The sequence below is a fragment of the Sporosarcina sp. resist genome (assembly GCF_014302295.1).
GTDB classification, from domain to species: domain Bacteria; phylum Bacillota; class Bacilli; order Bacillales_A; family Planococcaceae; genus Sporosarcina; species Sporosarcina psychrophila.
Genome location: NZ_CP060287.1, coordinates 2,473,927 through 2,488,607, shown reverse-complemented (window position 1 = coordinate 2,488,607; position 14,681 = coordinate 2,473,927). Strand labels below are relative to the sequence as shown.

Here is a 14,681-nt window from a genome sequence, read left to right as displayed (position 1 = left end):
TTGGACTAAACGACTACTGCACCATTAACGAACGCAGTAGGATTATAAACATCATTATGATGTTTATAATCCTACTAAATCAGTAACGCTTTACATTTTATTATTTTGCTTCTATTGACTTCAACTGTTTCAATTGAATTAAACCGTCAATATCATTACTAGTAACATACCCTGCCTCTTTACTAATATCAGCCATCTCCTGAATAACTTCTTCATTGACAGACGTGGTTACTTTCAGGCGCTTAAATGCGGCTGCGAGCTCAGCTTTATCAATCTCTTTTCCTGTTAATTCTTTGATGTGCTTTATAACTAGATCTTGACTTTCTTCAGGATTTTGCTCAATAAACTCTACTGCTTTTACATGTGCTGTTAAATAGGCCTTCACTAACGTTTCATTTTCCAAAAATTTCTTACTTGCTGCAACCACGGTATTTGTCGATTCTTTCCCCCAAGCGAATGATTCCCAATCCAACAACAATTGACCGTTCGCCTGTGTTTCCAAAATATAACCCCATGGTTCTTGGGTTGCTGCAGCATCCACAGACTTTTGAATAAAGAGCGTTGCTGTATCAGCTGGTGCTGCAGCAAACATTTCGACTGTGCCACCATTTGACGTCGGCTTCAGACCCACATCTTTCAGTGCTTTACGTAACATTACATCTTGGGTACTTCCTATTACAGGAATCGCAACTTTCTTCCCGTCTAAATCAGCAAGTTCTTTTATATTACTATGTTCACTCGCGACGAGGACGGCTCCCCCGTTTACAGCGCCTGAAATAATATGATAGTTGGGATATTTTACGTAGAAGTTCAGTAATGGACCGGGTCCTACTGTTCCTACATCAATGGATTTAGTCACCATCGCCTCCATAAACAAGCCGCCGTTACTGACGGTTTTTGTGTTGATTTTAATATCTTCTCCAAATGCTTCAGTGAAATAATCTTTTTCTAGCGCCACAATTGTAGCGATATGCGTTAAATTAGGGAAATAACCAATGTTCACTTCTTTACTGTCTTGTGCTCCTTTTTCTGTCTTTCCACAGCCAGATACAATTGCCAATACAGCTAAAGAAATAAGCCCAAGTAAGAACAAATTACGTTTCATTCCGTTCTCTCCCCTTTTTTATCTATTATCAATTCTTCAACGCCCAGACACTTGGTCTGCACGATTCGGGTCATCAGTGGGGAGGGATTGAACTTCCCCCTCCTTGTTGTGCCATGAATATCACGTATTTAGACTACCATCCTTCAAAGTCATTCCTGCTTATGCCTGTCACGTCGTAGCATGCTGTTTCCGCTTTTCCCTTAACTAATTCCCCATTTTTTCTGCACACTGCGCTCCAATCGTAAAAAGACAAGATTATCCATGATTGTACCGATAACACCAATGATGATCATTACCGAGATAACCAAATCCATTTGTCCGAGTGATCTTCCCATTTCCAAGAGATACCCAAGCCCTCCTCCACCACCAAGAAGTTCCCCTGCCATTAACGCGCGCCAGGAAAATGCCCAGGCGATTCGTAATCCAGATATGAGTTGCGGGACAGATGCTGGCATAATAACTGTTCGCAAAAAGTGAAAACCGCTAGAACCTAATGTTTTAGCTACTTGTTGATAAAGCCTTGGCACATTTTTAAAACCACTTGTCGCATTGATTGTCATTGTCCAAGTCGCACCGATTGTTACAATAAAAAGAATAGAGAAATCATTCAAACCGAACCAAATGATTGCAAGTGGGAACCAAACAATACTCGGAATCGATTGCAATGCTGTGACAAGAAATCCAAGTGTGTCTTCCACTAACTCAGAACGCCATATGAGGTAGCCTAAAAAAAGACCAAGGATTGTCGCAATTGTAAATCCTATTAATAGACGACTCATGCTAGTAAGGATTGCAGTCATTATTTGACCACTCAAAATACCTGTGTAAAGTGTATGCAATACTTGGCTGAGACTCGGAAACATGAAATCGGGTAAGCTTGATAATCTAGATGTGACTTCCCATATCGCCGCTAGAATCCCGATGAAGAGGGTTCGTCTTAAAAATGTAGTCATCCCCCATTTCCTCCTTTAACACTTTCTCAATTTCACCTTGCAGTGATGCCAATATCTGTTTTTCCAAATGAAAGGTTACATCATTTGGCATAACGCCGTCTTTCATTGTTTTTGAAGAATAAATCTCTTTTATTCTTCCAGGACGTGTTTCAAATACAATAATCTTTTCGGATAAAAGGACAGCTTCCCGAATGTTATGCGTAACGAAAAAGATTGTCACCTTCGTTTTTTGCCAAATTTCCAGAAGTTCATTATGTAACACCATTCTGGTCTGCTCATCCAGTGCCGCAAATGGCTCATCCATCAGTAAAATTGCGGGCTCCATAACAAGTGCGCGTGCGATAGCAACACGTTGTTTCATACCTCCGGACAGCTGATGTGGATAGGCGTCGATAAAATTACTTAGATGGACCATTTTCAACATTTCTCTGGCTTTGTCCTCTGCCTCTTTTTTTGGCAGACCCTTTAAACGTAAGCCATACGTGACATTATCAAGAACCGTTAACCACGGAAATAATCCATCCTGTTGGAATACAACGACACGATCTGGTCCGGGATCTGTCACTACTTTTCCAGCAATCCGAATTTCCCCTTGATCAGCCTTTTCAAGACCAGCAATCAGATAGAGCAATGTCGACTTCCCGCAACCGGAAGGACCAACAATTGAAACAAACTGTCCTTTTTCCACGTCTAACGAGATATTATCCAGCACTTTGACATGACCATTTTCTTTGTGCGGAAAGCTTTTCACAATGCCGTCTATTGTTAAATACATTCAAATACCCCTTCCCTAAAATTCCCTACAAGTAAATCTATATAGGTTGAAATAAAGAATTCCTTTTAAGGCTACTTTGTTTAGTTTATATAGGTTTTCATATGTTCAACTAATTTAGTAGCTCTATTTATTATTCACGCACTCCGTAAATTGAAGATTTGGTTTTAAAATCCGAACAAATCGCTCGATAAATAGCGTTCACCGGAATCAGGTGCAATACAGACGACCGTATCATTCGGAGTCAATCGCCTTGCAACGGTCAAAGCCGCATATACGGCAGCGCCTCCCGAAGGGCCAATAAGAATCCCTTCATTCGCGGCTAAAGACCGGACTGTCTCGTAAGCTTCATCGTCTTGTATCATAAATATTTCATCATAGACGTTCGTATTCAAAACGTAAGGAATAAAACCTGGACTTGTTCCAACAAGCTTATGCTTACCAGGCTCTCCGCCCGATAAGACAGGTGATCCGGCGGGCTCAACAACATGAACCGTTATTCTAGCATCAAGTTCTTTAAGTGCTTCTCCGGTACCTGTCACTGTCCCTCCCGTTCCTGATGTACAAACAAAAGCATTAAGCTTTCTTCCAATGGACTTCATCGCTTCACTAATTTCAACAGCCGTTGTTGTCCGGTGAATATCCGGATTTGCAGAGTTTTCAAATTGCATGGGGATAAAACTGTTTTCAATTTGTGCAGCTATTTCATTTGCTTTGGCGATTGCACCTGGCATTCTTTCCTCACTTGGAGTTAGAACGACCTCCGCACCATATGCTTTCATTAAATTAATGCGTTCAATCGTTGCATTATCCGGCATGACGAAAATCGCTCCATAACCTCTTGCCGCGGCATTCATTGCCAATCCTATTCCTGTATTGCCTGATGTCGGTTCAATAATCGTTGCCGCCGCAACCAATTCCCCACTTTTTTCTGCTTCGACAATCATATTGTAAGCAGCTCGGTCTTTTACGCTCCCGCTTGGATTAAAATATTCAAGTTTCACATAGACAGCTGCTCCTTCTGAATCTGGCAGTCTATTCAATCTCACAAGCGGAGTATTTCCAATCAATTCAGCTATATTGTTTACGACGCGCATATCTGTCATCCTCCCAGTTACATTTAGGACATGTTTTGATATCCACTTATTAATTCTAGAAAGGCATTTTGCATGTTGTTAGATTGCCTGTACGTGTCATTCGTGATTGCTTTAAGTAATTTCGTTTTTATTGTTTGATCAAAGATAGAATGCTTAACTTTTTCTCTCGACAGCGTTAGAAATTCAAGATAATCGCCATAAGTATCGTCGTAAATTACGGCAAGTTCATCACGAATGCTTTTGGAAAGTGTCGGACTTCCGCCGCCCGTTGCAACACTTATCGTTAGGTCACCCCTTGTCAGCTTTGCAGGGACATGAAAGGTGCTTAACTCCGGATTATCAACGATATTGACCAGTTGATGCTTGCCAGCAGACGATGCAACGAATGTGTTCACGATTTCACTATTTGTGGCTGCAATAACAATCAATGCGGAATCAAGATCAACCGGTTCAAACAATTTATTTTTCCAGGAAATCTTGTTCTCAATAAAGAGTTGTTCTATTTTCGAATGAATCACCGGACTAATCACAGTTATATAAGCACCTGCCTGTAGCAAGCCGGTAATTTTTCTGTAGGCAATCAGACCACCACCAACTACTACTACAGCTTTGCCTTCGATGTTCAACATAATCGGGTAGGATTTCATTGTTTTATCCACCTGCCGCTGTAAAGTTATTCTGGAAAAGACCGTAAAATCAGCGGTCCTACTTAGCTTTTTTATATTATTAGAAAGTATAAGTTTTTCACTTGGAGCATTGTCTAGACTCCAGCGCCTAGACCCTCGAGTCGCTTCAGTCCTTAAGTTAAAGGCAAAGGCAAAGTACGCCTTTATCTTTAGGCCCTCCAGCGCTTTTCGGGTCTACCTAGGCGCTTGCGCTTTCCTTATTGTCTAGACTCCAGCGCCTAGACCCTCGAGTCGCTTCAGTCCTTAAGTTAAAGGCAAAGGCAAAGTACGCCTTTATCTTTAGGCCCTCCAGCGCTTTTCGGGTCTACCTAGGCGCTTGCGCTTTTCTTATTAATCGTGAAAGTCCAATCCAGATTGGACTGCTTTCACATGTCCTGCACGGATAACAAAATCTCCAAAATGCTCGCCTTCTTGTCTTTCCTTCGCGTACTGGAAAAATAGTGGTCTAAGTAGTGCTAGAATCTCTTCTTCTCCAATGTTTTCCCGGTATAATTTGTTTAATCGATCTCCAACAAAGCCAGCCCCTAGATACATATTATATTTTCCAGGAGATTTACCGATAAAGGCTATTTCCCCTAAAGAAGGACGAGAACAACCGTTCGGACAACCTGAAATACGTATGATAATCTCTTTTTCACGCAATCCCGCTTCATCCAAAATCAGTTCCATCTTATCCAACAGCGAAGGCAGATAACGTTCAGCTTCAGCCATCGCTAGTCCGCAAGTTGGAAAAGCAACACAAGCCATTGAACTTCGACGTAATGCAGAATGATGCTGTCCATCAGTCAATCCATGCTGTTCAATCAGTTCGACGATTTTTTTCTTATTTTGACTCGAAACATTGCTGATAATCAGGTTTTGGTTTGGGCTAAGGCGGAAATCTCCTGTGTGAATCTTGGCAATTTCGCGCAAGCCAGTCATCAGTGGATAATCATCCAAGTCTTGGATTCGACCATTTTGGATAAAGAGCGTGAAATGCCAATTGCCATCGCTTCCTTCTATCCAACCATAACGATCTCCATTATGTTCAAAATGATAATCACGCGCGGTTTCTAGTTCCCAGCCTAATCGCTCATTGAGTTCTTTTACGACCCAATCAAGTCCACGTGTATCAATAGTGTATTTAAAACGTGCATACTTTCGAACAGAACGATTCCCGTAATCACGTTGAATCGTAATGATTTTTTCGGCTACTTCGATAATCTGATCTGTTGTACAAAATCCAATCACCCGTGCTAACTGAGGATAGGTGTCTGTATCTCCATGTGTCATCCCCATGCCGCCTCCGACTGCAATGTTGAATCCTACTAATTTACCTTCTTCTAAAATGGCAATTAGACCAAGATCCTGCGAAAAGACGTCAACATCATTATTAGGAGGAACTGCTACACCAATTTTAAATTTCCGTGGTAAATAGAGCGCACCATATAATGGTTCGATTTCTTCCTCTGTTTCTTGACTGTCGATTACTTTTTCACCATCAAGCCAAATTTCATGGTACGCATTGGTCCGTGGCGAAAGATAATCACTTAGTTTCTGAGCCCAACCATAGACCTCGGCATGAATATCCGATTGATAAGGGTTTGGGTTACACATGACATTCCGGTTCACATCACCACAAGCCGCTAGTGTATCCATCAATGCCGCATTAATTTCCTGAATATTTTCCTTCATATTCCACTTTAAAATCCCATGCATTTGAAATGCTTGTCGGGTAGTCAATTTCAACGTTCCATTACCAAATTTATTGGCAACACCGTCCATTGCTAGCCATTGCGCCGAGGTTGCAACGCCGCCCGGAGCGCGAACACGGACCATGAACTGGTATGCCGGCTCTAATTTTTGACGTTGTCGCTCATTGCGTAAATCCCGATCATCTTGCAGATAACTCCCATGGTGTTTCATCAATCGATTATCGTCGTCAGGTATCCCCGAACTAATCGGATATTCAAGCGTCTCCACAAGCGTTCCTCGTAAATAGTTACTCTCACTCTTAATCCGCTCAACATCACTAGGTGGACCGGGTTGTGGCGGAAGAATTATTTTTTTAGTCATGTAACTAGCTCCTCTCACAGTTGTTTCAGTAGACATCACGTTGATAACGTTTCTGCTGTTGCATGTCAGCTAAATAATCAGATGCTTCCTTAGAACTCATGGCACCCTCTTCTTCAAGGATTTTTTCCAAAGTAGTATGGACGTCAGCAGCCATATGCTTTTCATCACCGCAGACGTAGAGTACAGCACCCTCTTCTAGCCACTTAAAAATAGCTTGGCTGTTCTCAATCATTCGGTGTTGGACATAGACTTTATCTTTCGTATCACGGGAAAATGCAACATCCATTCTCGTCAATACACCCTCTTTGAGCCATTGTTGCCATTCAACCTGATACAGAAAGTCTGTTACGAAGTGTTGATCACCAAAGAACAACCATGTTTTCCCTTCGGCGCCAATCTCCTCGCGTTCTTCCAAGAATGATCTGAACGGAGCTATTCCAGTACCAGGTCCAATCATAATCAAAGGCGTGTTAGGATCTTCTGGTAATTTAAAGTTCGAGTTACGCTGAACATATACCGGTAAATGATCTCCTGGTTGCGCACGTACAGCACATTCATCTGAACAGACACCAACCCGATCGCGACCATGTGCCTCATAACGAACAGTTCCAATCGTGAGATGAACTTCATCCGGATTTGCTTTTGAACTACTGGCAATTGAATATAAGCGCGCGGGTATTTTACGTAATATTGCGACAAAATCACTTAGAGAGACTTCCCATGGTGCAAAATCCCGTACTAGATCCAATAGATCACGACCATAGAGATAATCCCTGCATTCTTGCTCCCTTGCTGATTCCAAGAGTTCCTTTAATTCATTGTTAGCGGTAAATTGCACTGCTTTTTGTAGTAATGGTTTCGTCAATACAGTGATTTCAAAACTAGAAATCAATGCCTCGCGCAAGGGCTTAAGCTCCCCCTGGTTATTGACCTTCACTGCTTCGCTAGCATTCCAGCCCATCTCTGCAATCAAGCTATCCACTAATCCAGTATCATTTTTCGGATAAATGCCCAAACTATCTCCCGGTTCAAACTCGAGGTTCGATCCTTCAAGTGATAACTCAAGATGACGCGTTTCCTTGTTTGAACCACGGCCATTTAAATTCAAATTCTCTAGGATTTCAGCTTTAAATGGATTTGTTCTAGAATACTCCAGCTGTTCCATAACACCCTTGTTGACTGGTTGTTGGACCGTTGTAGAACTGCTTCCTCGTTGCTCATTTAATGCGGCTAAAACATTCGTAAACCATTCCGCGGCAGATTCATCATAATCCAAGTCGCAATCGACGCGTGGACTAAGCTGTTTTGCACCTAACTCCAGTAATCGTTCATCAAATTGTTTACCTGTCTGACAGAAAAACTCATAAGAACTATCTCCCAAAGACAGGATCGAATAGTGCAGATTATCCAATTGTGGCGCTCTTTTACCATGAAGAAATTCATAGAATGGCAATGCATTATCTGGTGGATCACCTTCACCATGTGTACTTACAATAAGTAGTAAGTTCTCAATCTTCTTAAGCGAATTCGGTTTGAATTCATTCATAGAAGCAAGCGTTACTTGGAACTCTTCTGCTTTTAAATTCTTCGTCAGTTTTTCAGCTAAAGCCTGCCCGTTACCAGTCTGAGATCCATAGAGAATTGTCACTTCTTTTGAGATGACTTCTATTTGTTTTGACGGAGCTTCCAGAACTGCCACGCTGCCAGAAGCGTTTGATTGCGTAGCTAATTGACTCGCACTCAGATAGCCGCCCAACCAGATTTGTTGTGTCTCCGTCAGTATTGGTAAAAGTTGATTTAGGAGTTCTACCTGCTCCTGATTAAAAGGACTGTTTATCACTTGAAGCGCCAAAATTTCCCACCCCGCAAAATTAGTATTTTACATATATATGCTGAGCACGCGAATACTTATATAAACTAAGCTGAGGTATCCTCAAGCGTCATATCGAATTCAAAAGAATTCTTTATTTCAACATACACAGCTATAAAAAGAGCATTATTTTAATCTAATTTTCTCGTTTCTCTCTATTTGAACCACAACATTGTCTTGAATAACCAATGTGATAGAGCCATAATTCATCGTGCTCAGCATCTTTTTAACATTTTCAATAGTAAGTTCAAGGTTTTGTTCCCGTTTCTCCATAGTCCCTTTCATCCTCTCAGACAAAATATCTTCATTTAAATAAGCTGACTGATTTGCTCTTTTTCAAGTAACTCATTCACCCGTTCTACAAGTACATCCTGGACATATTTGTGATAACCAAGATTTTCACAAAGAATAAGCTGCTGGTCATTAGGAGACTGTGTCACAATCTTTTTCTCAATGCCATTCATTAAAATACCTGTAAATAATAAGTACGGAATAATGAAAACTTGCTTTTGAGGTGCTTCCTGTAGTTGCAGTAATGCTTCATCGAAATGAGGATCTGCTCCGTAAAGAAAACAAACAGTTACTTTATTAAAGGCGTACTTGTCAGCAAGAAGCTGTGCAATTTCGTTTAAATCATGCTTAACTGCGGGATCACTACTCCCCCTGCCTACGATTAACACTTGAGCATCTTCTGCAATCGCTACTTTTTGTTCAACAACTCGGTCATATAAACTATCAACAATCTTCGGATGAATGCCAAATGTTTTTCCGTATGTAAATTCGATATCGGGATACATGATTTTTCCCACTTCGATTTCAAATGGAATATCTTCATTTGCATGCGCTGCGGTTAATAAAAGTATAGGTACAATGGCAATTTTAGTAGCTCCGCGTTCCACGCATTTCGTAATCCCTTCATCCACGCTTGGTGCCGCTAGTTCTAAAAAACAAATCTCTTGAATCGGAACATCGATCATTGCTTGACTGCTCTTAATAAACTGAATGGCTTCTTCGACACCTGCTTTAATTCGGCTACCGTGGCCCACATATAAAACTGCCTGCATGCTAATCCCTCCTCGTATCAAGTACGCCTCGGCGTACTAAGGTAACCTTTCTTTATTATTAAGCGGGGATTCTCACCCCTGCTGAAAGAAGTTAAACTGCTAGTATGCAGATACTTCTTTAATACTATTTTGGTTCAACTCTGTTTGTTCAAACCATTGAATCTTCTCTCGCAATTTCACAACTTCGCCGACAATGATCATACTTGGGTTTTTAATTTCAGAATCTCTCGCAATCTCTACAATGGTCGACAGTGTACCTGTAATCGTATACTGCGCTTCTGTCGTCCCCCAATGAACAAGTGCAACTGGCGTGTTTTCAGGTCGGCCATGCTTAGTCAGTTGCTCACAAATATAAGGTAAGTTTCCGACACCCATATAAATCGCTAATGTATCAATACCAACTGCAAGACTTTCCCAATGAATGGAATCGCTTTTTCCAGCACGCATATGGCCAGTTACAATCGCAAAACTAGAACTTAAATCACGATGCGTGACTGGGATTCCCGCATAAGCAGGAGCCGCAATTCCAGCAGTAATTCCTGGAACCACCTCAAAAGGGATTCCGTTGTCTGCAAGAACTTCTGCCTCTTCAGCACCTCTGCCAAAAACGAATGGATCTCCACCTTTTAAGCGTGTGACGATTTTTCCCTGCTTCGCATATTTCACTAAAAAGTGGTTAATCGTCTCCTGAATCATTGCATGGTAATTTGGGAGTTTTCCGCAATAAATTAAGTCTGCTCCCGGTTTTGCATAGGAGAGCAACTCTTTATTAATTAAACGATCATACAAGATGACATCCGCTTGTTGAATACATTTCATCCCTTTAACGGTGATTAAATCAACATCTCCAGGTCCAGCTCCAACTATAAATACTTTTCCCATTCTCATCTCTCCTCTCACCGCTCAGTTCTACAATAAAATCATCGTTATGAATGAATCTCTTCTTTTTGCATTCCTGCAATTAATACTTCGATCACTTCCGGTCGGCTAAATGTCGATGGCAGTTGTTCTCCCTTACGAAGCATTTCTCTCACTTTTGTTCCCGACAAGATCACATGGTGACTGGCATCATGCGGACATGTTTTTGGTGTTGCCATATTACCGCACTTATTGCAGTAAAAGCTATGTTCGAAAAATAATAACGTAATCCCAAGTTCTCCAAGCGTAAAGTTGCTAAAGATTTTCTGAGCATCATACGTACCGTAATAATTACCAACACCCGCATGATCACGACCGACGATAAAGTGTGTACAACCAAAATTCTTTCGAACCATCGCATGAAAAACGGCTTCTCTTGGTCCGGCATAGCGCATTGCCGCTGTAAACACACCTAAAAACACATGCTCTTTCGCATAATATTTTTCTAGTAAGACTTCATAGCTTTCCAGGCGCACATCTGCTGGAATATCATCTGATTTCGTTTCACCTACAAGGGGATTCAAAAATAATCCATCTACAATTTCCAATGCAGTCTTTTGAATATATTCATGTGCCCTATGAACTGGGTTTCTCGTTTGGAAACCGACGACTGTTTCCCAGCCTAGCTCTTGGAATTTCCCTCTTGTTTCAATCGGGTCATATAGGTACTCCGAAAACTCATTCAGCGGCCTTCGCTGAATCAGTGTGATGGTTCCACCCAGGTAGACATTAGGGCGCTCAAACAACTTCTTGACGCCTGGGTGCTCACGGTCTGTCGTTTGATAGACTAGTTTAGCTTCTTTTTCCTTATCTGGTGTGAAAATATCCGATACTTCGAGAACACCATAGACAACTCCATCTCTCACCAATTTCACAAAGTTTCCAACAGCGATACCTTGTGCGTTCACCTCTGTCGTTGGCAATGTAATCGGAATTGTCCAAGGTACTCCAGTAGATAATCTCATTGTTGTAACAACAGAATTGTAGTCTACTTCTGTAAGAAATCCACTTAAAGGGCTATAAGCACCCGTACCAATCAAATCCAAGTCACTACTAGCAATTTCGTCTAATTCAACTGTTTCAGTTATTCCTTCGTATTGAAAACCAGGATTCCAGCGATTAATTAATGTACCACCATGCGGTTGACTCAAACTCATTTAAATTCCCCCATTTTCGTTAGCATTATGCAAGCCACACTCTGTCTTCGCCTGATTTGCCCAGCGCCCTGACCTCGACCCCGTCGTTGTATCCCCTTTGAATGTGCAGTGTGAACAACCGATACTGGGATAGCCTTGGTCATGGAGTGGATTATAAGGCAAATTATGTTTTTTTACATAATCCCAAATATCATTCCACGTCCAATGAATCAGCGGGCAAATTTTAACCGATTGAAAGGTTTCATCTTTGTTCACAAATTTTGTCTTACTTCTTGATGGTGATTGTTCGCGCCTAAGTCCGGATAACCAAGCGGTCGTACCGCTCATTGCTTCACGGAGTGGAATTACTTTCCTCATATGACAACAACGATCCGGCTGTCTTTCCCATAGTCGATCGCCATACTTGTCAGCTTGTTCCTCAACCGTTAAGCCGGGAGTCTTCATTTCAATTACAAGCTTTGGATAACGTTTCTTTACTTCATCGATTAAGGTATGCGTTTCTTGAAAATGAAACCCGGTTTCGAGAAAGACCACTTTAGCAGTTGGTTTTATTTGCGAGATTAAATCTATCATTACGATACCTTCAACCCCAAAACTACACGCATATACAAGCTCATCGTCGTATTCTCCGTAAGCCCATCGCAAGACGTTTAACGCACCTTTTGACTCGTCATCGATTGGAAAAACTTCACTAGTCTCAGCCCAAGATTTGTACGTCAACTTCGCCATACTAATCCCCCCTCTAAACTCAATAACTCTATTACATTATCTTTTTTAAAAAAGGCGACTTTAATCTACTATTGATTAAAGTCGCCTCTAATTTTTTAGTCAGCGAATTGTTCGTATGTTCACGATTGTCCATTAGCTTCTGGATTTCCAGTCGGCATGTGATTAGCGTTTATACTAACTTTATTAATCCTATGTGTCAAGTAGGTTTAAATACATTCTATTCCTAAAACCCCAATATGTTACGCATTTTGTAATTTTTTAGATATAGTTATTTTCTTTTAAATAAGAAACGATGGCTTTGACAGACTCTACAATATTTAATTGATTGGTATCAATGATTATTTCCGGGTTAACAGGTTCTTCATAAGGAGCATCAATTCCTGTAAAGCCTTTAATTTCACCCAATCTTGCTTTCTTATAAAGCCCCTTCGGATCCCGTTCTTCACAAGTTTCTAAACTTGCCTTAACGTATATTTCGATAAACTCATCGGATTTGACAATTTCTCGCACCTGATCTCGATCTTCCTGATAAGGCGATATGAATGCTGTTAATGTGAATAAGCCAGCGTCGACCATTAGTTTTGAAACTTCACCGATTCTGCGAATATTTTCCGTCCGATCATTTGGACTAAACCCTAGATTCTTATTTAAACCGTGCCGGACATTATCTCCATCCAGTCGATAAGTATGAATGCCTTTCGCGTGTAACTCTGTTTCTAGCGCTACTGAAACTGTTGATTTCCCTGACCCTGATAGCCCAGTGAACCAAAGAATAGCACTCTTATGGCCCTTTAGTTCTTGACGATTTTCTTTTGTTACCTCTGATTCATGCCAAACGATATTTGTAGACTCTGTCATTGTTTGCCCCCCTAAATCATTTGTTTCAGTTTAATTTTTATATACAAAAAAGACACCTTTTTCCGATTCAAATAATCGATTAGAAAGTTGCCTTTAGTTGTCTAATTAGCATGTATGAAATTGTTAAAATGATAAATGACTTACAACCTTTACAGTAAAGAAATAAAAAAACCACTTCTAAATAGAGCAAGAAGAGGTTAATAGAATCGAACACATATTACTCCTCTTATCTGCTAAACTTTCGTTTACTGGAATTGGCACAGTACTAAACAGTCTGTTGCCGCGGTTTCATCGGGCCAGTCCCTCAACCTCTCTAGATAAGATATAAACTATTAAGTTGAGACCAATACTACATTATCGAAAATTCAAAGTCAATGACTTATCAGAATTTATTTTCAATCATATCAGTTTAGTTGGAATTAAAGGCGATCTTCTTGCACATATAATAGGCACTTTAAACTACTTTTCAGTGCGCTAGGAAACATGTTAGTTAACTCTCACTTAACCTTTCGTTGTTCTCATCGGTTTTCTCTATTTCCTTTTCATAATTATTTTTCCAATTAACAAGAAAGATTCCTGCAAATATTAGTAATCCACCAAAAAGGATAGACCAGGTTAGTCTTTCATGGAGTAAAAACCATCCTGTGAGTACACCGAAGAATGGCGCTAAAAAAAGGAATGCACTAGTTCGTTCTTGATTACCTCTTTGGAGAAGATAAAACCAAATAGAAAACTGAATAATTGATGCTGCAATGGTAAGCCATAACAAAATCAGGATAGATTGAGTAGTCATTTTAAAGAAAGTCTCTTCCAGTAGTAAGCTTCCCAGAAAGAGAATTGATCCACCAAAAAGCATTTGATAGGCTGTCATTACATACGTATCAAATTTGAAACCATGTATTTTTATCAATAGCGTAGCAATCGCCCATGAAACAGCCGACAAAAGCCCTAATATGGTACCGACTTTAAAGTCAAGATGTGAACCTAACGTGAGAAAAACCCCGATAAAACCTAACAGTACACCTATCCATTGCTGAATATGGTAACGCGATTTTAAAAAAAGCGTCCCAAAAACGACAACGAGTAAAGGATTCATAAACGTTAGGATAGACGTCTCTCCAGAAGTGATTGTACGCAGTGCCATAAATATACAGCCCATCACAAAAGCTGTTTGGAAAAGTCCAATTAGAACAAGCCACACCCAGTCGATTGCTTTTACTGGATGTGGCTTGTTTAAGATTTTAACGATAGTTGCCATAATAATCCCTGCAAGCGTAAAACGCAGAGCGACTAATAGGAGTGGAGATGAATAGGCTAACCCTAACTTCCCTATTGTAAAAGAAGAACCCATTAGTCCAGTCGTCAAAATCACTAACAAGCAAAAACTGATTCGATTCATCCGGTCCCCACCCCATTA

The 14,681-nt window shown here is 40.7% G+C and carries 14 protein-coding genes and 1 riboswitch; all 14 genes read right to left on the bottom strand.

Annotation, left to right across the window (positions count from 1 at the left end; genetic code table 11):
* Positions 1-100 precede the first annotated feature (100 nt).
* Positions 101-1,105 (bottom strand): ABC transporter substrate-binding protein, encoded by a 1,005-nt coding sequence (locus H7992_RS12055; protein WP_187047707.1) that lies wholly within the window; start codon positions 1,103-1,105, stop codon positions 101-103.
* A gap of 200 nt (positions 1,106-1,305) precedes the next feature.
* Positions 1,306-2,058, bottom strand: a complete 753-nt coding sequence (locus tag H7992_RS12050; protein ID WP_067208970.1) for an ABC transporter permease — start codon at positions 2,056-2,058, stop codon at positions 1,306-1,308.
* Positions 1,991-2,833 carry an ABC transporter ATP-binding protein gene (locus H7992_RS12045; RefSeq protein ID WP_067208968.1) on the bottom strand — a complete coding sequence of 281 codons (843 nt, stop codon included), beginning with the start codon at positions 2,831-2,833 and terminating at the stop codon, positions 1,991-1,993. The genes H7992_RS12050 and H7992_RS12045 overlap by 68 nt, the downstream gene beginning before the upstream one ends.
* A 164-nt stretch (positions 2,834-2,997) precedes the next feature.
* Entirely contained in the window at positions 2,998-3,927 is a 930-nt protein-coding gene (cysK, locus tag H7992_RS12040) for a cysteine synthase A (RefSeq protein ID WP_187047706.1), read from the bottom strand.
* Between the two features lie 23 nt (positions 3,928-3,950).
* A complete protein-coding gene (locus H7992_RS12035) occupies positions 3,951-4,574 on the bottom strand; it encodes a precorrin-2 dehydrogenase/sirohydrochlorin ferrochelatase family protein (protein WP_187047705.1) in 624 nt (207 codons plus the stop codon).
* 369 nt (positions 4,575-4,943) lie between these two features.
* Complete coding sequence (cysI, locus tag H7992_RS12030) at positions 4,944-6,668, bottom strand: assimilatory sulfite reductase (NADPH) hemoprotein subunit (protein WP_187047704.1); 1,725 nt, start codon at positions 6,666-6,668, stop codon at positions 4,944-4,946.
* 25 nt (positions 6,669-6,693) lie between these two features.
* A complete protein-coding gene (locus H7992_RS12025; RefSeq protein WP_187047703.1) occupies positions 6,694-8,520 on the bottom strand; it encodes an assimilatory sulfite reductase (NADPH) flavoprotein subunit in 1,827 nt (608 codons plus the stop codon).
* A 144-nt stretch (positions 8,521-8,664) separates the two neighbouring features.
* Entirely contained in the window at positions 8,665-8,811 is a 147-nt protein-coding gene (locus H7992_RS12020) for a YezD family protein (protein WP_082786557.1), read from the bottom strand.
* Positions 8,812-8,846: 35 nt separating this feature from the next.
* A complete protein-coding gene (locus tag H7992_RS12015; protein ID WP_187047702.1) occupies positions 8,847-9,602 on the bottom strand; it encodes a sirohydrochlorin chelatase in 756 nt (251 codons plus the stop codon).
* A 99-nt stretch (positions 9,603-9,701) separates the two neighbouring features.
* On the bottom strand, positions 9,702-10,484 hold the full coding sequence (gene cobA / locus H7992_RS12010; RefSeq protein WP_067208943.1) for a uroporphyrinogen-III C-methyltransferase: 783 nt from the start codon (positions 10,482-10,484) through the stop codon (positions 9,702-9,704).
* Positions 10,485-10,528: 44 nt separating this feature from the next.
* Positions 10,529-11,677 carry a sulfate adenylyltransferase gene (gene sat, locus H7992_RS12005; RefSeq protein ID WP_187047701.1) on the bottom strand — a complete coding sequence of 383 codons (1,149 nt, stop codon included), beginning with the start codon at positions 11,675-11,677 and terminating at the stop codon, positions 10,529-10,531.
* On the bottom strand, positions 11,678-12,406 hold the full coding sequence (locus H7992_RS12000) for a phosphoadenylyl-sulfate reductase (RefSeq protein WP_187047700.1): 729 nt from the start codon (positions 12,404-12,406) through the stop codon (positions 11,678-11,680).
* 258 nt (positions 12,407-12,664) lie between these two features.
* Positions 12,665-13,264 carry an adenylyl-sulfate kinase gene (gene cysC, locus H7992_RS11995; RefSeq protein ID WP_187047699.1) on the bottom strand — a complete coding sequence of 200 codons (600 nt, stop codon included), beginning with the start codon at positions 13,262-13,264 and terminating at the stop codon, positions 12,665-12,667.
* Positions 13,265-13,487: 223 nt separating this feature from the next.
* Positions 13,488-13,588, bottom strand: a riboswitch (SAM riboswitch).
* Positions 13,589-13,754: 166 nt separating this feature from the next.
* Complete coding sequence (locus tag H7992_RS11990; protein WP_187047698.1) at positions 13,755-14,663, bottom strand: DMT family transporter; 909 nt, start codon at positions 14,661-14,663, stop codon at positions 13,755-13,757.
* Between the last annotated feature and the right edge of the window lie 18 nt (positions 14,664-14,681).